The following is a 19,942-nucleotide window of genomic DNA, read 5'->3' as shown; positions in this document are numbered from 1 at the left end:
CCCAAAGGTCCGCCCCGACCACCCCGCCACCTCTTGAACTAGTTCAAGAAACGCGGCCCGCCTACTCCCCCATCCGCGCCCGGATCTTGCTCAGAAACTCCGGCGTGAAGCCCAGGTACGAGGCCAGCATATACTGCGGCACCCGCTGCACAAAGGCCGGAAACAGGCTCGCAAACTGCCGGTAACGCGCCTCGCCGCTCAGGCTATACAGCAGCTTCACCCGGTGCTGCGCCGCCGCGGCCCCGCGCTGCAGCACCAGCCGAAAGTAGCGTTCCAGCTGCGGCACCCGCCCAAACAGCTCTTCCTGCCCGCGCTGCTCCAGCACCAGCACCCACGTAGGCTCCACCGCCTGCAGAAAAAACGCCGACGGTGCGTGCGCGTCCAGGCTGGCGTAGTCCGTCAGCCACCAGTTTTCGATGGCAAACTGCAGCGTGTGCTCCACCCCCTTCTCGGTCAGAAAATACGTGCGCAGGCACCCGCTCACCACAAAGTAGGTGGCCGTGCATACCTCCCCTTCGCGCAGCAGGTGCGCCCGGCGCTCCAGCGTGTGCGGCACCACGTAGGCCTCCAGCAGCTCCGCCTCGGCCGCCGTCAGCGACACGTACCGGGCAATATGGGCGAGCAGCGGAGCAAGCATCGGGCGAAGGTCGGAGGAGGAGGCAACAGAATCGTTGCCAAAATAACCACCCCGGCACCAACTACCGCCCCAGGCCTCAGCGCGTGTATACGTCGTCGATGTTGAGCATAATGCCCGAACCTGGAATTTGAGAAGGCGCCGTGGAATGCAGCACCAGCCGATGTTCCGTCAGCTCCTTGATGGTGCAGTACACGCCCACGCCGCGGGTATACCGCAGCTCGTGGCCGTTGCGCACCAGCACCAGCGGCGGCGCCGTGCTATTGACCAGGTACGAGCGCACCGTGTCGCCTTTGGCCACTAAGCGGAAGTTATACGTCACCGTCGGAGCCAACGTCTGCCCGTAGCCCGATTGCTGATCCGTGCGCACACTTTCCGTCATCCGCCATTCCCCGTCCAGCGTCGGCTCAGGTTTTGGCTCGGGCCTCGATTCGTCCTTCTTGCACGCTCCAAGCAATACGCCCACTCCTAATAATGCGCTAATCGTCGATTTCATGCACGAAAGATAACGGCGTACTGCTCTCATCGCGCGCCTTTTTCATTGCCGGCTTATTCCCCTGGGCATTCCGTTTCCTGCTCCTGTTGCCCGCACGTACCCACGCGGTTTCCTCCGGCCAGCGCTGATTGCCGCGGGTCCGGCCTCGGTCGTGCGCGTCTCGATTTCGGCCGCGGCGGCCGTTGCGCTTGCCGCCGGGGTCAGCCTGAGGTAGCTTGTCAGCACGCGGCGGCCCGTCTTGAGCTCTGCCCCGCGCCCCCATTGCCCTGGCAAGGCAATGAGCGGCGGCCGCAAAGTCACTTTAGGCTTCTTTACCGTCGTGCTCATCGGGCGGCCGCCGGCCCAAGCCCGACCGTTCTGCTATTTTCAACCTCCGTTTCGTTAGCTGCCATTGCTATTGCTGATGCGAGCCGCTCCGCACCTTCTTCGCCTCCTTGCGCTGCTCACCTTGCTGTGGTCCCGCCCCGCGGCGGCGCAGTGGGCCGTCACCACCTGGGTCGATACCCAAATCGACGACTACACCACCGTGCAGCTGCCCTACGCCACGGAGGCCGAGCACGACCCCAAGGCGAAAGGCGCGTCCTACTTCACGACGGATACCGAAAACATCATCCTCTTCGTCGGCTCGATTGATCTGCGCTACCAGCCCGACTACAACCCCAACGACCTGGTCACGGCCGAGTCGCTGAGCAAGACCTTCGACCGCATCATCCATCACTACGCCAAGCAACTCAAGACCAAAGAATTCAAGGCCCAGAACGTGCAGCTGCTCCACCAAGACAACGTGGTGTTTGCCGGCTTGCCCGCCCGCGCCGCCCGCTTCGGCTGCTTCGACCTCGTGCGCGAGCAGCCCGCCTACCTCGACGTTATCTACGCCTGGCGGGGCCACATGCTCTACTTCTTCGGCAGCACCTATCGCCTGCCCGCCACCGCCGAAACCCTCGCCGACAAAAAGCGCTTCCTCGAATCGGTGCGCTTTCCCAAGCCCCTGCCCACCCGGGAGCTGTAGCCCCGGCCCGGCGGCCCGCGGCCGAGCTGCCCGCGCCTGCACCTTTTCGGGCCACCTCGCCCGCGTGACCGTTCGCCGCCAGGCGTCCACTGGGTAGCTGCCCACGCTTCCCCTTGCCGCTCCGCGTCCCCGCAAAGCAGTTGCCGAGGCACAAGCCAAGCCCGTACGCCCGCAAGCCCCGCCCCGGTCAGCCCAAGCCCCGCCCCAATCCGCGCAAGCGTCGTCGCTGCCCGCGCAAGCCCAGCCCCGGGCGTCCGCAGGCCCGCCGCGCTGGTCGCAAGCCCGGCTCCGGTCGTTTGCAGGCCGGCCACCGGCTGCTGTCAGCCGGTTTCAGGCGTCTGCATACCGGTCCCGGTCGTCCGCACCCTGGTTGCAGGCCACGCAAGCTGAGGCACACATTTTCTACTCCCGGTATTACCACAATTCACCCGGATATTCCTATTCTTGAGCTTCGCTCTATACTACCGCTGCGCACACCTATTCGCGTCGTTTGATTTCCACGTTTACCCATACCCGCATTCCCAATGCTTACCGCCAAACAAGACAACCGGCTCACCGCCGCCCAAAACGTGCTGCTCGCCCTCGGCCGCGACGCCGCCCCCTACCAGCAGGACAAAGCCCTGCAACGCGCCCTGGCCGAGCTGCAGCAGCTCGCCGACGACCTCACCCCGCTGCGCCAAGAAACCCTGCGCCCCGCCAAGGGCGCCAGCGCCGCCAAGACCGACCGCCGCGAGCTGCTGGCCACCAGCGCCGGCGAAATTGCCGGCGACCTGTACGCCTACGCCACCGACCAGCAAGACCGCGCCCTGCAAGCCGCCGCCAACCACAGCTACGGCACCCTGGCCCGCCTGCGCGCCACCGCCCTCACCGACGTGGCCCAGCACCTGCTCGACCTCGCCACCCAGCACAGCAAGCCCCTCGAAGATTACGACGTCACCCAAGCGCGCCTGCAGGAGCTGCGCGAGGCCCTGGCCGCCTTCGACGGCAGCAAAAACGACCCACGCCAGCAAATCAGCGAAGCCAAAGCCGCCCGCCTCGCTATCAAAGCCAAGTTCAGCCAGCTAGCCACCCTGCTCGAAGACCGCCTCGACCGCAGCCTGCGCAAGTACGCCCGCTCCCACCCCGATTTCTACCAGCGCATCCAAGCCGCCCGCCTCGTCATCGACCGCAAAGGCAAGCAGAAAAGCAGCCCAGAGACGCCGGCGAAGCAACAGTAACAGCTAACCACCTCAGCAGCCTTGGTCGCCTGTCATCCTGAACGCAGCGAAGCGGAGTGAAGGAACTCATCCGCTTCGCTGCTTCTTTTTGCAACTTTCTGCCGTGCTGTAGCTATGGCACTGCGGTTACACCTACTAAAACGCTTTACCTCCAATGGTTTCCAGAATACTACACACTTCTTACGTTATAAACTTCTTGGATATCGACTTTAACTCAGATGAAATCAGTCGTATACTCAAAAAGGAAGCAGATAACATATTAAATTTAATAGACATCCCATCTTTATCAGATTGGGAACTTCAATTTAAAGCTACCTACGGCAGCAACCCACCGCTTAGAGTATTCATGAGAACGAGGTCCTATACAAATGACAAACAAAAGCTTATTGTCATTCACATACCAATTCCAAAACAAGACATTGTTGCTTGGGGTGTTACTCCAAAACAACAAGTGAAATTAAAAACACATCCAGATGAAGCTAGATACTGTTCGTATTTAGATGTCAACTTCGCAGGTTTCTCCAACCGAACAGACTACATCCTTGATTCTATGCGAAGAGGAATAATGCTATGCTTTGAGAAAGGATTTACTGTTAATGGAGTAAAAATCAAGTTGAAATAAGCCAGCCAATTGCTAATAACCTCACCACTGGCAACTCTTGGTCCAACAGAAACACCTTCACTCACACTATGCTTTGCGCTTCTTCTTCGTTCAGTAGCTGCTGGCCCGTGATACCGAGCAGGTTGTCTTCGCGTGCGCTGATGAGGTAGCTTATCAGCCAATATCTGAATTTGCAACTACTATTTGTATATATGATATGCATGCTCAATCCATTCAAAATCAAAAATTTCTCTAGCTAAAATTAGAGCATCGTTATTCAAAGTATGCACTACGTTATATTCATAAGGCACTGATGTAGCATCTCGTCCTGTTGTTCTTTTAAACCTCTCTTGGGTATATGGATCTGCTTTCAGTTTAGCAGTTGTTAAACCTACACGATTCAAACTATCAGCAAGCTCAGCACCTAATTGATATGTAGCGCCGCTAGGTGTAAAACAATTACCTAATGATTTTATATCATCAACAAAAGCATTATTAATGACATGAGAAAGCCTTAAGAATACATTAAAAGTAAACTTCCCCTGAAGACAAGCCCTAAAAACCCTACCGACCATGGGTGCTTTATCAGAATCATCAAGCTTATCAAGTATCACCATTATTTTCTCACCTGCTTTATTCTTGTAATCTTCATTTTCGAGCTTACTTATAAAATTCATTCTTTCTTCTATTGGAATATCTTTTAATTCAAATAGGAACTTAAGCAGCATATTGATAAATATTCTTTCACGAATACCTGACCCAATCTTATAAACAGAATGAATCAGATTTACAAGTGGAATATCTTTAACGACTCCATCTTGCAGCAAAGAATCTATTGCTGCTTCAGTTACATCTTTAGTAATATCTGTGAGACTAGAGGCACTAGCGTCTATAATAGACTTGCCTAAATTTCTGTTCATATGCCCTTTTGACTGTATTACGGGCAGCAAATAAGCAACAATAAGACACTTTGACCCAAAACATTACTATCAAATCAAGGAATCTAGCCAAAAAGTCCGTTTTTTCTGAGTAGCCCGCCATTTGCTAAGCCCGTATCAGCTTTACACCAAATCACCTGAGACAGACTTAGACCTATGAACTTCAACAACTTCACCATCAAGGCCCAGGAGGCCGTGCAGAAGGCCACCGAAATTGCCGGCGGCAATCAGCAGCAGGCCATCGAGACGGGTCACCTCCTGAAAGGCATCTTTCAGGTGGATGAAAACGTGACCAGCTTCCTGGCCGGGAAGCTCGGCGTCAACCTGAACATTCTCGCCCCGCGCCTGGATGCCATCGTCAATGGCTATCCGAAGGTGAGCGGCGGTTCGCCCTACCTCGCCAACGAAGCCGCCGCCGCCGTGCAGCGCGCCAACGGCTTCCTCAAGGAGTTCGGCGACGAGTACGTGTCGGTGGAGCACCTGCTGCTGGCCCTGGTGGACGGCCGCGACCAGGTGGCTACCCTGCTCAAGGACACGGGCTTCAACCTCAAGGACCTCAAAGCCGCCATCAAAGAACTGCGGGGCGGCCGCAAAGTAACCTCGCAGTCGGCAGAGGACCAGTACCAGAGCCTGAACCGCTACGCCCGCAACCTCAACGAGCAGGTGCGCTCGGGCAAGATGGACCCAGTCATCGGCCGCGACGAGGAAATCCGCCGCGTGCTGCAGATTCTCTCGCGCCGCACCAAGAACAACCCCGTGCTGCTCGGCGAGCCCGGCGTGGGCAAAACCGCCATCGTGGAAGGCCTGGCCCAGCGCATCGTGGCCGGCGACGTGCCCGAGAACCTCAAGGACAAGACCATCATGTCGCTGGACATGGGCCTGCTCATTGCCGGCGCCAAGTACAAGGGCGAGTTTGAGGAGCGCCTCAAGTCCGTCATCAAGGAAGTCACCGACTCCGAAGGCCAGATCATCCTGTTCATCGACGAGATGCACACCCTGATCGGGGCCGGCGCGGGCGGCGAGGGCGCCATGGACGCGGCCAACCTGCTCAAGCCCGCCCTGGCCCGCGGCGAGTTGCACTCCATCGGCGCCACCACCCTCAAGGAGTACCAGAAGTACATCGAGAAGGACAAGGCCCTGGAGCGCCGTTTCCAGGCCGTGATGGTGGACGAGCCCTCGATTGAGGATGCCATCAGCATCATGCGCGGCATCAAGGAGAAGTACGAGCTGCACCACGGCGTGCGCATCACCGACGACGCCGTCATTGCCGCCGTGGAGCTGTCGAGCCGCTACATCACCGACCGTTTCCTGCCCGACAAGGCCATCGACCTGATGGACGAAGCCGCCGCCAAGCTCCGCATCGAGCTGAACTCCATGCCCGTGGAGCTCGACGAGGTGCAGCGCCGCATCATGCAGCTGGAAATTGAGCGCGAAGCCATCCGCCGCGAGGACAACAAGGACCGCGAAGCTGTGCTCAACAAGGAGCTGGCCGAGCTGGGCGACAAGCGCGACTCGCTCAAAGCCCGCTGGGAGTCGGAGAAAAACGTGCTCAACGACATCCAGGAGCAGAAAGAAGCCATCGAGCGGTTCAAGACCGAAGCCGAGCAGGCCGAGCGCCAGGGCGACTACGGCCGCGTGGCCGAGCTGCGCTACGGCAAAATCCAGGAAGCCGAAGCCAAGCTCAAAACCCTGCAGGAGCAAGCCAACGCCAACAAGGACGGCGGCTCCATGCTGCAGGAAGTGGTCACGCAGGAGGACATTGCCGAAGTGGTAGCCAAGTGGACCGGTATCCCGGTGAGCAAGATGCTGCAGTCGGACCGCGAGAAGCTGCTTAACCTCGAAGCCGAGCTGGGCAAGCGCGTGGCCGGCCAGCAGGAAGCCATTGCGGCCATCAGCGACGCCGTGCGCCGCTCCCGCGCCGGCTTGCAGGACCCCAAGCGCCCCATCGGCTCGTTTATCTTCCTCGGCACGACTGGCGTCGGGAAAACTGAGCTGGCCAAGGCCCTGGCCGAGTACCTGTTCAACGACGAAAACGCCATGGTACGCATCGACATGTCGGAGTACCAGGAGCGCCACGCCGTATCGCGCCTGATCGGGGCGCCTCCCGGCTACGTGGGCTACGACGAAGGCGGGCAGTTGACCGAGGCCGTGCGCCGCAAGCCCTACTCGGTAATTCTGCTCGACGAAATCGAGAAGGCCCACCCGGACGTGTTCAACATCCTGCTGCAGGTGCTCGACGACGGCCGCCTCACCGACAACAAGGGTCGGGTGGCCAACTTCAAGAACACCATCATCATCATGACCTCCAACACGGGGGCTGACATCATTCAGAAGAACTTCAAGGAGCTGAATGAATACAACCACGAGGAAGTGGTAGACCGCACCCGCGAGGAGGTTATTGAGCGACTCAAGCAGCACATGCGCCCCGAGTTCCTGAACCGCATCGACGAAATCGTGATGTTCCAGCCGCTCAAGCGCAAGGAGATTCGCAAGATTGTCGACATCCAGTTCAAGCAGATTCAGCAGCGCCTGGAAGAAGCCGGCATCCGCCTGGAAGCCACCGACGAGGTGCTGGACTTCCTCGGCGAGCAAGGCTTCGACCCGACCTTCGGTGCCCGCCCCCTGAAGCGCGTGCTGCAGCGGCTGATTTTGAACGAGCTGTCGAAGGAAATCCTGAGCGGCAAAGTCTCGAAGGACGCCGTGGTGGAAGCCGAGCTGGAAGACGGGCAGATTCGCTTCGTCAACGTGGAGCTGCCCACCGTGGAGTAAGCTTCCGAGCTGCTAGATTAAAAGCCCCGCCGGCACTGCGCCAGCGGGGCTTTTTTATGCCCGCTATTTCTGTTTGCGGGCGGCTTTCTGCGCCTGCAGCGCCTGCTGGTACTGCATCTGCTGCACGATGCTCACCCGAATGGCGGCGGCATTGGCAAAATCCTTGGGTTTGAGCCGGCGGCGCAGGCGCGCTGGCACCGGTTTGCCGCTTTCGTAGTCGCGCTGCACCTGCTGCAGCCCGGTTTTGCTGTACGTGGCCAGCCGCGCGATGTAGCCCCCGGCCGAGGCGGCCACCAGGGGAATGCCCAAAGCTATGCGCCAGCCTTCCGGCGGCGTTTTGGTGGTGACCGAGCCGGTGGAGCTTTCGTTGGGCTGCAGGGCCGCCGCCCCCACCGGCAGGCCCAGCAGGTACAGCCACGCCGAGCTGCGCTTGCGCACATACAGGGAAAGCAGAGCGCCGGTGCTGTCGGCCACCGTGGCGCTGGACTGGTAGTGCGGTAGGTACCACCGGCCAATCATCGTCGGAATGGAATCGGGGGCCGCCGCCAGCGGGGCCGTTTGCGCCAGCCCCGGCGTGGCCAGCGCCGCCAGGGCGCCGCCGAGAAGTAGTCGTTTAAACATCAGCCGAGGGCCTGATAATGCGGGTTAAAAGCTTGGCAAGGTACTAAAACCCGCAGGGCCGTACCGTGCCTATACAAACAACAGTGCATTGACTGCGCCGCCTCGGCCTGCCCAAAACCCGGCAGCACCGCCCCTCCCGCAAGGCCCGGCAAACCAGCCATGCCGTGGTTGCGAGCGTATAGCCAGCATACTGTTCCACCATCACTTCACGCCGCAGTTATGTCCTACCCTTCCTTTACGCCCCTACCCGGGCCAGTGCCCCGCTTATTACGCCTGCTGGTGCTGCTGCTTCCGTTGCTGAGCCTGCTGCCCGGCTGTTCCAACGACGACGATGACCCCATCGACACGCCGCCGGCCGGTCCCGACAAGCTTTCGGTGCCGCGGGCGGCGCTGCACCCCGAGGGCATTCAGTGGGACGACGCCAACCAGCGTTTCATCGTCAGCTCGCGCCGTGAGGGGCGCCTGGGCACGGTCAAGGACGACAGCAGCTACACCCAGCTGGCCGACGACCCGCGCCTGATTTCAACCATCGGCGTCAACCTCGACGCCGGCCGCAATCGTGTGCTGGCCGCCGTGTCGGACAACAACTTCAACCCGGCGCGCACCACGACTGCGACGCAGCGCAAGCTGGCGGCCGTGGCCATCTTCAACGCCAGCACCGGCAGCCTGATTTCCTACACCGACCTGGGCAGCAAGGCCGCCGCCTACCCGCAGCACTTCGCCAACGATATTGCCGTGGACGGGCAGGGCAACGCCTACATCACCGACAGCTTTGCCCCGGTTATCTACAAGCTGGATTTGCAGGGCAACGCCACCGTCTTCCTCGATAATACCCAGCTTAGCGGCGGCACGGGCTTCGGCCTGAACGGCATCGTGTACCACCCCGACGGCTACCTGCTAGCGGCCAAGACCAGTGACGGCAGCCTTTTCAAAATCCCCGTCAACAATCCCGCGGGCTTCACTAAAGTCACGACCTCCCAAAACCTGGCCGGCGCCGACGGCCTGCTGCTGTTCGACAACCAAACCTTGCTGGTGGTGGCCGGCAGCCAGGGAACCGTGTACCGCCTCACCAGCTCCGACTCCTGGGCCAACGCCAGCAACGCGGGCAGCTTTGTCACCGGCGCCGTCGGCCCGACCACCATCACGCGCCGCAGCAACGACGCCTACGTACTCTACCCCTACCAGGCCACGTCGCCGCGCTTTGCCATCGTCAAAACGCGCTTCTAGTGGTATTCAGGCGCTGGCAAAAACTCATCGTAGCGCTTCCGGCAGCTATTACTTCGCAAGCCCCGGCTTCCCGGCAACCCGCCGGCGGAGCCGGGGCTTGCACTTGCTTGGCGAAGTCGGGCCCGCGCTGAGGCAGCTGCGGGGCCTTGCTATTGGTTACCGGCCGGGCTGGAAATGCTCGGGGCGCAGGCGGCGGCGCACGTAGCGCGGCAGCGGCTCGCCCTGCTGGTAAGCAGCCAGCACCTCGTCGCGGTGCTTGGGGCTGAAGCGCAGCATGCGCCGCAACGACAGCCCGGCCCCGATGCCGGTAGCCAGGGTGCCAACCGAAATGAAGTTGCGCTTGAGCGCGGGGTTGCCGAAGGGCGCCGGCATCAGCGCCCCTACGCCGATGGCGCTGAGCCCGCCGACGCCGGTAGCGAGGCCGGTGGTGCTGGTGGCGTCGTGCTTGTTAAACAGCCGGCGCACGGCCTGCACAGTGTCTTCCAGGGTGTGGGCCCGACCCATGACCGGCGGAACAGCCCGCCGTAGCTGCGCAGTAGCGGGATATGTCAGGCCGGCACCGAAAAAGCTAAGTACGAGGAGTACTAATCGACAAACGAACAACCGATCAAGGAACATTGGCAAGGTGGATTTCTGGCAGGAGCCACTTGCCGCCCCGAAGGTTGAAGCGGCGCGAAATTTTGTCGTGGGGAGCGGGCGGGGTGCACCGTGCTCCTACCGCCAGTCGGGAGCGTAGCGCGGTGGGTTGGCCGGGGCCTGTGGGGCGGTGTTTTGACGTTGAACGAGGCCAGCTCCCGAAAACGTTTGGGGCACAATAGTAAGCACTCACCCATGGCGGGGCGCAAAAGTCCGGTTCCGGCAACGTTCCCGACATCGTTTGCGCAAATAAAGGATTGCCGCGCATGCGCGAAGCCAGCTCTTCAGGGGCTAATATTCAGGTGATTCTCACCTTAACCCGCTTCTTACATGCCCCAACCTTTTACCCTGCCTAGGCAAAACACCGCCCTGCGCTGGTCGTGGCTAACCCTATGTCTGCTACTGCTCTCGGGACTCAGCTCCCGGCTGCTGGCCTACGACGTGGTGGTGGCCAAAGACGGCAGTGGCAACTACACTACCGTGCAGGCCGCTATCAACGCCGCCCCGACGGGCCGCACCACGGCGTATACCATCTTCATCAAAAACGGCCGCTACCGGGAGAAAATATCGGTACCGAGCACCAAGCCCTTCCTGCAGCTGGTGGGTGAGAGCGTGGCCAATACCATCCTGACCTACGACGACGGGGCCAGCACGGCCGCCCCCGGCGGCGGCACGCTGGGCACCCAGAACTCGGCCAGCTTCAGCATCGGCGCCGACGACTTCTCGGCCCTGAACATCACCTTCGAAAACTCCTTCGGTGACGGGTCGCAGGCGGTGGCCGTGCTGGTCAATGCCGACCGCGCCGCCTTTAAAAACTGCCGTTTCCTGGGCAACCAGGACACGCTCTACACCAAGGGCAACGGCACGCCGCGCCACTACTTCAAAGACTGCTACATCGACGGCAACGTAGACTTCATTTTCGGCTCGTCGGTGGCGTTGTTCGAGAACTGCGTGGTGTACGCCAAGGCGCGCCCGAGCACCAGCAGCTCTTACATCACCGCGGCCAACACGCCCGCCGGCCAGACCTACGGCTACGTGTTCAAGAAAACCAAGCTACCGGCCAACACCGGCGGCACGCTGTATTACCTGGGCCGCCCCTGGCAGAATTCGACCGGCACTTCGCCCCTGGCTAACAACAAAACCGTGTTTATCAACAGCACGGTGGGTGCCAACCAGATTCAGCCGACCGGCTGGAGCACCTGGGACTCGGGCACCAACACCAGCCTGATTACCTACGCCGAGTTCCGCAGCAAGTACTACTCGGGCACGCTGGTACCCACGACGCAGCGCGTGAGCTGGTCGCAGCAGCTGACCGCGGCCGACACGGCGGCCTACAGCCGCGCCAGCCTCTTCGGCACCTGGGACCCGTGCGCCGTGGCCACCGGCTTCTGCACCGGCACCGCCCCGGACATTGCCGTGTCGAACTTCCGCGCCGTGAAGGGCGCCTCGCAGGCCACGCTGAGCTGGAATATCAGCTGGGCCATGAGCCAGATCAAGTACGAGCTGTTCCGCTCGGCCGACAACACCACCTTCAGCAAAATCTACGAGGTGACGGCGCAGAACGACTCGACCATCAACTTCTCGACCACCGACGCGCTGCCGGCCTCCGGCACGGCGTACTACTACTACCTGCGCGCCTCCAAAACCGGCTCGGCCACGCACACCACCGAAACCATTCAGGTATCGAGCGTGCAAACCATCAGCGTAACCGGCACGCTGGGCGCCTTTACGCAGTACGCGGGCGGCCCCTCGGCCGTGCAGAGCTACACCCTGAGCGGCGTGAACCTGACCGACAACGTGACGGTGACCCCGCCGGCGGGCTACGAAGTATCGGCTAACGGCGGCACCAACTGGTACACCACGGCCTCGCCGCTGGTGCTGACGCCCACCGCCAACACCCTGGCTAGCACCACCATCAGCGTGCGCCTGAACGCCAGCGCGCCCGGCGCCTACGCCGGCACCATCAACCACACCAGCACCGGCGCCACCGCCCAAACGGTGGCCGTGACGGGCAACTCGGTGACGGGTACCGCCCCGGTATCGGTGCCGCTGCAGTGGTGGCCGCTGAAAGTGAACAACCAGGACAGCACCGCCGTGCGCGTGCCCGGCGTGACGGCCAGCACCTCCACGCTGCGCAACCTCTTTGTATCGAACGGCACGACGCTGCCCGCCATCCGGGCCTACTCCAACGTGTACGGCCAAGCCTTCGGCGCCAGCACCAACGGCGACGGGTCGTGGGGCACGGCCGTGGGCGGCCCGGGCGGCAACCTGAACCGCCGCTTCTCGGAGCAGTTCACGGTAACGGCGGCGGCCGGCAAAACCATCCGCCTCGACTCGCTGGTGCTCACGACGGCCTTCTACAACACCAGCAGCAACACCAAGCTGGCAGTGGTCTGGTCGCGCAGCGGCTTCGCCACCGACTCGGCCGACGTTATCGGCGGGCGCGGCCCGGCGGGCGGGCTGCAGAGCACGGCCAACGGCGCCTTCGCCACGCCCATTCTGCTGGCCAACCAGACGGCTGGCCCGAGCAACACCTACCGCCTCTCCTTCGCCGGTGCGCCCGGCGTGACGCTGACGGCCGGCCAGACGCTGACCTTCCGCCTCTACTACAGCTGCGGCAGCACTAGCACCGGCCGCTACGCCATGCTCAAGAACGTGTACGTGACCGGCCAGGACATCACCCCGGCGGCCTGCAACGCGGCCTTCAGCTACGCGGCCACCACCTTCTGCCAGTCGGCCACGAACCCCTCGCCCACCGTTACCGGCACCACCGGCGGCACGTTCAGCTCGACCACCGGCCTGAGCCTCAACGCCACCACCGGCGCCATCAACCTGAGCGCGTCGACGCCCGGCACCTACACCGTGACCTACGCCGCTTCGGGCACCTGCAACAGCACGACCACGGTGACCATCACGGCGCCGGCCACGGCGGTGTTTAGCTACGCCAACGCCTCGTACTGCACTTCGGCCACGGCCGCGGCCGCGCCCACGCTGGGCACCGGCGCTACGGCCGGCACGTTCTCGTCGACCACGGGCCTGACCATTAACGCTACGACGGGCGCCATTACGCCCTCGACCTCGACGCCGGGCACGTACACCGTGACCAACACGGTAGCCGCCGCTGGTGGCTGCGCCGCTGTTACGTCGACGGCCACGGTGACCATCACGGCCCCGGCTACGGCGGGCTTCAGCTTTGCCGGCACGGCCAGCTACTGCGCCGGTTCGGCCGTCGTGGTTACGCCGACGCTGACGACCGGCGCCACCGCCGGCACCTTCAGCGCGGCCCCGACGGGCCTGACCATCAACCCGACCACGGGCGTCATTACGCTGGCTACCTCCACGGCCGGCACCTACACCGTGACCAACACGGTGGCCGCCGCCGGTGGCTGCGCCGCGGTAACTGCCACGGCCACTTTCGTGGTAAACCCGCGTCCGGCCACGCCCACCTTCACGGTGCAGTACAACGGCACGACCACCACGCTGGTGTCCAGCCAGAGCACGGGCAACCAGTGGCTACTCAACGGCAGCCCCATTCTGGGGGCCACGGGCCAGACCTACGTCATCAACTCGGCGGCCCAGTACGGCAACTACACCCTGGTGGCCACCAACGCCGCCGGCTGCTCGTCGGCTCCCTCGACGGCGCTGACGGTGACGGCCACGAGCAAGCCGCTGCCGGGCTCCGCGCTGAACGTGTACCCGAACCCGACCCACGACGGCCGCTTGACGCTGGAACTGACGGGCTACGCCAAAGCTGCCCGCCTGACGGTGGTTAACGCCCTGGGCCAGGTGGTGCGCGAGCAAGCCGTGGCTGCCGGCCAGAGCAAGGTGACCGTGGACCTGACCACGCAGCCCGCCGGCGTGTACCTGCTACGCGTGAGCACCGACGGGGGCTCCGACCTGCGCCGCATCGTGCGCGAGTAACGCGTCTTTGCCTCTGGCATGAAAAAAGCCCCGCCGGCACTGCCGGCGGGGCTTTTTTGTGTTGCAAAACTGTGAGCTGGCTTAGCGGGCCGGGGCAAAGTGCTCCTGCCGCAGCCGCTTGCGCACGGCCGCCGGCAGGGGCTTGCCGGCCTGGTATTGCTTGACGATGGCGTTTTCCTTTTTGTGCCCGAAACGCACCAGCTTGCCGATGCCCACGGCCAAAAACGGCACTGATATAGCCACCGATTCGGTGGTACCGAGGGAAAACGGCCCGGCCAGCACCCCGGTGGCCAGCACCAGGCCACCTACGCTGGTGTAGGCTGTGCCGCCGTTGCGGCGCTTGCGAAAGAGGTTGCGCACGGCCTGCGCCGAGTCGGTGGCGGGGTTGACGAGCGTGGGGTCGGGCGGGGGCTGGGGCACGGCGGGCAGCGCGGGCGCATCCTGGGCGTAGGCGCCGAAAGCAGCCAGCAGCAGGGCCCCGGTCACGAAGAGTTGCTTGCGCATAGGTGGTCGGGCGGGTTAGCAGCGCAAGATACGCGGCCGCGCCACTTGCCGATGCGCCCCGCCGGTGGCCGCCGCGTTAGCGGGCAGCAGGCTAGCTTTGCGGCATGTCGGTGTTTCAGACCTACCTCCAGCTTGGGTTCTTCCACATCTTCAACCTGCGGGCCTACGACCACCTCGTGTTTCTGCTGGCCCTCTGCGCCCCCTACGTGCTCAGCGACTGGCGCCGCGTGGTGGCCCTGGTTACCAGCTTCACCGTGGGCCACTCCCTCACGCTGGCCCTGGCCACGCTGGGCGTGGTGAGCTTCCCGCCCGCCGTCATCGAAGCCCTGATTCCGGTGACCATTCTGCTGACCTGCGCGGCCAACTTGCGCCAAGCCGGCCGGGCGGGCCTGAGCCGCCCCGCCCGCCGCCGGCCCGAGTCGGTGCTCTGGGCCCCGGCCAACGCACTGGCGGCCGGTTTCGGGCTGGTTCACGGCCTGGGCTTCTCCAACTACCTACGCGAGCTGCTGGGCCCGCAAAGCCGCCCGGTGCTGGAACTGCTGAGCTTCAACGTAGGCGTGGAAATCGGGCAGCTGCTCATCGTCGGGCTGATCCTGCTCGTGGGCTTTCTGGTGCTGCGCGGCCTGGGTACCCCGCGCCGCGACTGGCTGCTGGTGGTCAGCGGCGCTGCCGCGGGCATTGCAGCCGTGCTGCTGCTGAATCAGTTCACCGCCGCCTAGAAAAAAGCCCGGCCCGGCGGCGCTGAACGGGTCAGCGCCGCCGGGCCGGGGCCTTGGAACTGCGCAGGCTAACGCACCACGAGCTGGCGGGTGGCTACGCCCGCGGGGCTGCTTACGCGCACGGCGTACAGGCCCGCGGGCAGGCCGGCCAGCGTCAGCGGGCGGTTGCCGGGGGCCGGCGCGTAGCTGCGCACCACCTGGCCCAGGCCGTTTAGCAGCTGCACCGATACCGCACCAGCCGCCGCGGGCACGTCCAGCCGAAACTCGTCGCGGGCCGGGTTGGGGTACACCGCCACGGCCAGCTCCGGCCGGGCCGCGCGCGTGGCCAGCACGCGCAGGTTGAAGCGGATGCTCATGCTGAAGTTGTAGGTGTTGCTCGTGACAAAATCCAGGGCGCCGTCGTTGTTCACGTCGCCCACGGCCATTTCAATTGGCCCCCGGTCGATGCCCACGGCCGGCGCCGCCGTGAAGCTGCCCGTGCCGCTGTTCACCAGCACGTTCACGCCGTCGTTGACCGTGGGCCCCGTCCCGGTCGAGCCGTTGTTGGCCACCAGCAGGTCCATGTCGCCGTCGCCGTCCACATCGGCGGCCACTAGCTTGACGGGGGTGCGCCCCACCAGGGGCAGTGTGGTGGCCGCCGCAAAGCTGCCCGTGCCGTTGCCCAGGCTCACGCTGACGGTGTTATCCGCGCCATTGGCCGTGGCCACGTCCAGCAGCCCGTCGCTGTTGAAGTCGGTCAGCACCAAGCTCACCGGCCGGCCCCCAACGGCCACGGGCGTACCGGCTGGGGCAAAGTCCCCGCTGCCGTCGCCCAGGCGGGCCTGCAGAGTGTTCAGCACCAGATCGGCCAGCACCAGGTCCATCTTGCCGTCGTTATTAACGTCGCCCACGGCCAGGGCGCAGTTGTTCGGGCCGATGGGCAGGTCCGTGGTGCCGGTCAGGTTGCCGGCGCCGTCGCCCAGGCGCACGCTCACCGTGCGCGTTGCCACGGTGGTGGGCAGCGCCGCCCCGTTGGTCGTGAGCACGTCCAGGTTGCCGTCGCCGTTGACGTCGGCCACGGCCAGACCAATGGCCGGAGTGGCCGTCGGAATGATGGACGTGGTCTGGGTGTTGCTGAAGCCACCCATGCCGTTGCCCAGGCGCACCACGATGGTGCGGTTGGCGCCGCCGCTACAGGTCACCACCGCGTCGAGCTTCCCGTCGTTGTTCATGTCGGCCGGCACGACGTAGTCGGGGTTGGTGCCCACCGTGACGGACACGGGGCTGCTGACGTTGCCGAAGTTGCCGCGCCCGTCGCCGGCACTCAGCACCAAGCTAGCGCCCTGCGCATCGGCGGTCAGCAGGTCGAGGTTGCCGTCCTGGTTGAAGTCGGCCAAGCGCATGCTGCGGTAGTAGCCGGGCATGTGCGGGTTGGCCGTGCCGTTGAAGGACGTGGAGCCCCCGCTCACCGCCGCGGTGAAACGGTACACGTAGGGCGTCGCCGCGGCGCCGCTGGTGCCCTGCACCGCCGCCGGCACCGTCACGCTGATTTCTTCGCCGGGTGCAAACGGCTGCTGGGGCTGCACCAGCAGGCTGCTGGTGCCCCCGCCGCTGACGGCGGCCGGCCGCAGCCCGCGGCGCTGGTCGCCAAACACGCGCACGTTGGCGGCGGAGCCGGCGCTGACGGCCTGCGAGAAGGTGAGGCCCACGCCCGCGCCGGCGGGCACGTGGATGGCGTTGCGCACCGGGGAGGTGCTTACTATCGTGGGTCCTTGCGCCAGCGCCGCGCCGTGCAGCAACAGCGCCGCCGCGAAGCCGGCCTGCGTCAGGGGCCGAGCCCCCGTAAGTAGAATTGCGTTCATAAGGATGCGGTAAAAAAGGATGCGGGGGTGAATATATAGGAGCCTATCCTTTTTGTTTCGCGGGCCGCCGCATTTCATTCCGGCAGGCCAGGCCGCTGGTGCACGGTGGCGGGCCAGTCCGCGTCGGCACCTTTTCTTGCCCGGATTACTTTACCTAGTTCCCGCCGCGCAGCCTTGGCACTTTGCCGGCGTCCTTGGCTTCCGCCAAGCCGTCCGGTTGCAGGGTTCTTCACCGGATGTTGCGGGGCGGCGCGTTATCTTGCTGATTCCTTTTTCGCCCTTTTTCCACCGTATGCGTTTTCGCAACCTTCTCGCCGCCGGCCTGGGCGCCGCGCTAGCCCTCCCGGCGCTGGCGCAGCAGCCGTCCATGCCGATGCACTCCGGCACCGACAAATTTGCCCAGCTCGGCACGGAGCTGCCCACGCCCAACTCCTTCCGCACCGCCTCCGGCGCCCCCGGCAAGGATTACTGGCAACAGCGGGCCGACTACAACATCCGCGTCACGCTCAACGACGACAACCAGAGCATTACCGGCTCGGAGGACATCACCTACACCAACCTCTCGCCCGACAAGCTCAGCTACCTCTGGCTGCAGCTCGACGCGAACATCTACGCGCCGAACTCGATGACGGCCTTGACGCAGACCGCCGAGCTGCGCGACCGGATGTCGTTCGGGGCGCTGGAGTACATTCAGCGCACCGGCTTCGACGGCTCGTTTAAGATTGACGACATCCGCATGAAGGGCGGCAGCAGCCAACTCCCGCACACCATCAACTACACCATGATGCGCGTGGACCTGCCCCGGCCCCTGGCCCCCAAGCAGGCCGTGACCTTCACGGTGAAGTGGCACTACACGGTAAACGACCAGACCAAGCTGGGCGGCCGCTCGGGCTACGAGTACTTCCCAGAGGACAAAAACTACCTCTACGAAATTGCCCAGTTCTACCCGCGCATGGCCGTCTACGACGACGTGAACGGCTGGCAGCACAAGCAGTTCCTGGGCACCGGCGAGTTTACCCTGCCCTTCGGCGACTACCGCGTGAGCATCACCGCCCCGGCCGACCACGTGGTGGGGGCCACCGGCACCCTGCAAAACGCCGAGCAGGTGCTCACGGCCGCGCAGCGCCAGCGCCTAGCGCAGGCTAAAACTGCCGCGAAGCCCGTGGTCATCGTGACGCAGGACGAGGCGACCAAGGCCGAGCAGGGCCGCGCCAAGAACACCAAAACCTGGGTGTACGCGGCCAAAAACGTGCGCGACTTCGCCTGGGCCTCGTCCCGCAAGTTTATCTGGGACGCCATGGGCCTGAGCATCGAAGGCAAGCCGGTGGTGGCTATGTCATACTACCCCAAGGAGGCCAACCCGCTGTGGGGGCAGTACAGCACGCAGTCGGTGGCGCACACCATCCGCTCCTACTCCAAGCGCACCGTGCCCTACCAGTACCCGGTAGCCATTTCGGTGCACGGCTCCATCGGCGGCATGGAATACCCCATGCTTTGCTTCAACGGCTACCGCCCGGAGAAAGACGGCACCTACTCGGCCGCGACCAAGTATGGACTGATTTCGGTGGTCATCCACGAAGTGGGCCACAACTTCTTCCCCATGATTGTCAACTCCGACGAGCGGCAGTGGACGTGGATGGACGAGGGCCTGAACACCTTCTGCCAGTACTTGGCCGAGCAGGAATGGGAACGGGGCTACCCCTCGCGCCGCGGCGAGCCGAGCCAGATTGTGCCCTACATGGTCCTGGACCCCAAGCTGCAAAACCCCATCATGACCAACTCCGAGTCGGTGCTGCAGCTGGGCAACAACGCCTACGCCAAGCCCGCCACGGCACTGAACATCCTGCGCGAGACGGTGATGGGCCGCGAGCTGTTTGACTACGCCTTCAAAACCTACGCCCAGCGCTGGGCCTATAAGCACCCCACCCCGGCCGACTTCTTCCGCACCATGGAAGACGCCTCGGGCGTGGACCTCGACTGGTTCTGGCGCGGCTGGTTCTACGGCACCGAGCACACCGACCTGAGCATCGAGGGCGTGAGCTGGTACAAGGTGGACTCGAAAAACCCGGAGGTGGAAAACTCCCGCCGCCGCGAGGAGCTAAACGCCGCCCCGCAGACCCTTTCGCAGCAGCGCAACCTGCAGGACATTCCGAAAACGCTGGTGGACGAGCGGCCCGAGCTGAAGGACTTCTACAACAGCTACGACCAGCTGGCCGTGTCGGACACCGACAAGGCGAAGTACCAGAAGTACGTGGCTACGCTCTCGCCCGAGCAGCAGGAAACGCTGAAGAAAGGACTCAACTTCTACCAGGTGAACCTCAAAAACCTGGGCGGCCTGGTGATGCCCGTGGTGGTGCAAATGACCTACAACGACGGCTCGCAGGAAGTGGTAAACATCCCGGCCGAAATCTGGCGCAAGAACAACGCCGAGGTGACCAAGGTGTTCGTGACCGAGAAGCCGGTAGCCGCCTTCACCCTCGACCCCTACTTGCAGACGGCCGACACGGACCTGTCGAACAACGCCTTCCCGCGTAAGCTGGCGCCCTCACGCTTCGAGCTGTTTCAGCAGCAACAACAGGCCACGCCCAACCCCATGCAGCAGCGCAACGTGTCGTCGCAGCAGCCGCAGTCGAGCGGGGGCAGCACCGGCGGTGGGCGGTAAACCCAATTCGTTTTTAGTTCGTGACCAATCAGCCGGGCCGCAGGGTCCGGCTGATTTTGTTTTGCGGCCTCTGCGCCGTCCCAGCGGCGGACTATTCGGCTTTACCCAAGGCGTACGTCAATGCCGGAAACGTTGACCCGCCCGCTC

At 63.4% G+C, this 19,942-nt stretch carries 15 protein-coding genes; 8 read left to right on the top strand and 7 right to left on the bottom strand.

Annotated features, from left to right (window positions below; translation table 11 throughout):
• Window positions 1-61 precede the first annotated feature (61 nt).
• Both LJ737_RS12115 and LJ737_RS12110 read right to left on the bottom strand, forming a co-directional pair.
• On the bottom strand, window positions 62-637 hold the full coding sequence (locus tag LJ737_RS12115; protein WP_227766005.1) for a Crp/Fnr family transcriptional regulator: 576 nt from the start codon (window positions 635-637) through the stop codon (window positions 62-64).
• A 76-nt stretch (window positions 638-713) separates the two neighbouring features.
• Entirely contained in the window at window positions 714-1,004 is a 291-nt protein-coding gene (locus LJ737_RS12110; protein ID WP_227766002.1) for a hypothetical protein, read from the bottom strand.
• 529 nt (window positions 1,005-1,533) lie between these two features.
• Between LJ737_RS12110 and LJ737_RS12105 the strand changes: the two genes are divergently transcribed.
• The 3 genes from LJ737_RS12105 to imm9 all read left to right on the top strand — a co-directional run bounded on the left by LJ737_RS12105 (window position 1,534) and on the right by imm9 (window position 3,978).
• On the top strand, window positions 1,534-2,139 hold the full coding sequence (locus LJ737_RS12105) for a hypothetical protein (RefSeq protein WP_227766000.1): 606 nt from the start codon (window positions 1,534-1,536) through the stop codon (window positions 2,137-2,139).
• 524 nt (window positions 2,140-2,663) lie between these two features.
• Window positions 2,664-3,356 carry a hypothetical protein gene (locus LJ737_RS12100; RefSeq protein WP_227765998.1) on the top strand — a complete coding sequence of 231 codons (693 nt, stop codon included), beginning with the start codon at window positions 2,664-2,666 and terminating at the stop codon, window positions 3,354-3,356.
• Window positions 3,357-3,510: 154 nt separating this feature from the next.
• The gene (gene imm9, locus LJ737_RS12095) at window positions 3,511-3,978 is read left to right on the top strand and encodes an Imm9 family immunity protein (RefSeq protein ID WP_501993663.1); all 468 of its coding nucleotides are present in this window, start codon (window positions 3,511-3,513) and stop codon (window positions 3,976-3,978) included.
• Window positions 3,979-4,157: 179 nt separating this feature from the next.
• On the opposite strand, the gene LJ737_RS12090 is transcribed toward imm9, so the two are convergent.
• The gene (locus LJ737_RS12090; protein WP_227765994.1) at window positions 4,158-4,877 is read right to left on the bottom strand and encodes a hypothetical protein; all 720 of its coding nucleotides are present in this window, start codon (window positions 4,875-4,877) and stop codon (window positions 4,158-4,160) included.
• A 174-nt stretch (window positions 4,878-5,051) separates the two neighbouring features.
• Between LJ737_RS12090 and clpB the strand changes: the two genes are divergently transcribed.
• Window positions 5,052-7,664, top strand: coding sequence for an ATP-dependent chaperone ClpB (gene clpB, locus LJ737_RS12085; RefSeq protein ID WP_227765992.1), 2,613 nt, complete (start codon window positions 5,052-5,054; stop codon window positions 7,662-7,664).
• Between the two features lie 63 nt (window positions 7,665-7,727).
• Here clpB and LJ737_RS12080 read toward each other — a convergent pair whose 3' ends face one another.
• Window positions 7,728-8,285 (bottom strand): hypothetical protein, encoded by a 558-nt coding sequence (locus tag LJ737_RS12080; protein WP_227765990.1) that lies wholly within the window; start codon window positions 8,283-8,285, stop codon window positions 7,728-7,730.
• 219 nt (window positions 8,286-8,504) lie between these two features.
• On the opposite strand from LJ737_RS12080, the gene LJ737_RS12075 reads away from it, so the two are divergent.
• The gene (locus LJ737_RS12075) at window positions 8,505-9,512 is read left to right on the top strand and encodes an SMP-30/gluconolactonase/LRE family protein (RefSeq protein ID WP_227765989.1); all 1,008 of its coding nucleotides are present in this window, start codon (window positions 8,505-8,507) and stop codon (window positions 9,510-9,512) included.
• A gap of 156 nt (window positions 9,513-9,668) precedes the next feature.
• On the opposite strand, the gene LJ737_RS12070 is transcribed toward LJ737_RS12075, so the two are convergent.
• Window positions 9,669-10,016 carry a hypothetical protein gene (locus tag LJ737_RS12070; protein WP_227765986.1) on the bottom strand — a complete coding sequence of 116 codons (348 nt, stop codon included), beginning with the start codon at window positions 10,014-10,016 and terminating at the stop codon, window positions 9,669-9,671.
• Window positions 10,017-10,478: 462 nt separating this feature from the next.
• On the opposite strand from LJ737_RS12070, the gene LJ737_RS12065 reads away from it, so the two are divergent.
• On the top strand, window positions 10,479-14,069 hold the full coding sequence (locus tag LJ737_RS12065) for a pectinesterase family protein (protein ID WP_227765985.1): 3,591 nt from the start codon (window positions 10,479-10,481) through the stop codon (window positions 14,067-14,069).
• Between the two features lie 81 nt (window positions 14,070-14,150).
• Here the strand turns inward: LJ737_RS12065 and LJ737_RS12060 are convergent, their stop codons facing one another.
• Window positions 14,151-14,573, bottom strand: a complete 423-nt coding sequence (locus LJ737_RS12060) for a hypothetical protein (protein ID WP_227765982.1) — start codon at window positions 14,571-14,573, stop codon at window positions 14,151-14,153.
• A gap of 104 nt (window positions 14,574-14,677) precedes the next feature.
• Between LJ737_RS12060 and LJ737_RS12055 the strand changes: the two genes are divergently transcribed.
• Complete coding sequence (locus LJ737_RS12055) at window positions 14,678-15,292, top strand: HupE/UreJ family protein (protein ID WP_227765980.1); 615 nt, start codon at window positions 14,678-14,680, stop codon at window positions 15,290-15,292.
• Window positions 15,293-15,360: 68 nt separating this feature from the next.
• Here LJ737_RS12055 and LJ737_RS12050 read toward each other — a convergent pair whose 3' ends face one another.
• On the bottom strand, window positions 15,361-17,133 hold the full coding sequence (locus LJ737_RS12050) for an FG-GAP-like repeat-containing protein (RefSeq protein ID WP_227765979.1): 1,773 nt from the start codon (window positions 17,131-17,133) through the stop codon (window positions 15,361-15,363).
• Window positions 17,134-17,425: 292 nt separating this feature from the next.
• Between LJ737_RS12050 and LJ737_RS12045 the strand changes: the two genes are divergently transcribed.
• Complete coding sequence (locus LJ737_RS12045; RefSeq protein ID WP_227765976.1) at window positions 17,426-19,795, top strand: M1 family metallopeptidase; 2,370 nt, start codon at window positions 17,426-17,428, stop codon at window positions 19,793-19,795.
• Window positions 19,796-19,942: the final 147 nt, after the last annotated feature.

The organism is Hymenobacter sp. 15J16-1T3B, from assembly GCF_020711235.1.
In the GTDB taxonomy this organism is placed as follows: domain Bacteria; phylum Bacteroidota; class Bacteroidia; order Cytophagales; family Hymenobacteraceae; genus Solirubrum.
Note: the sequence above shows the minus strand (reverse complement) of the source record. Positions and strands in the feature narration are given on the sequence as shown.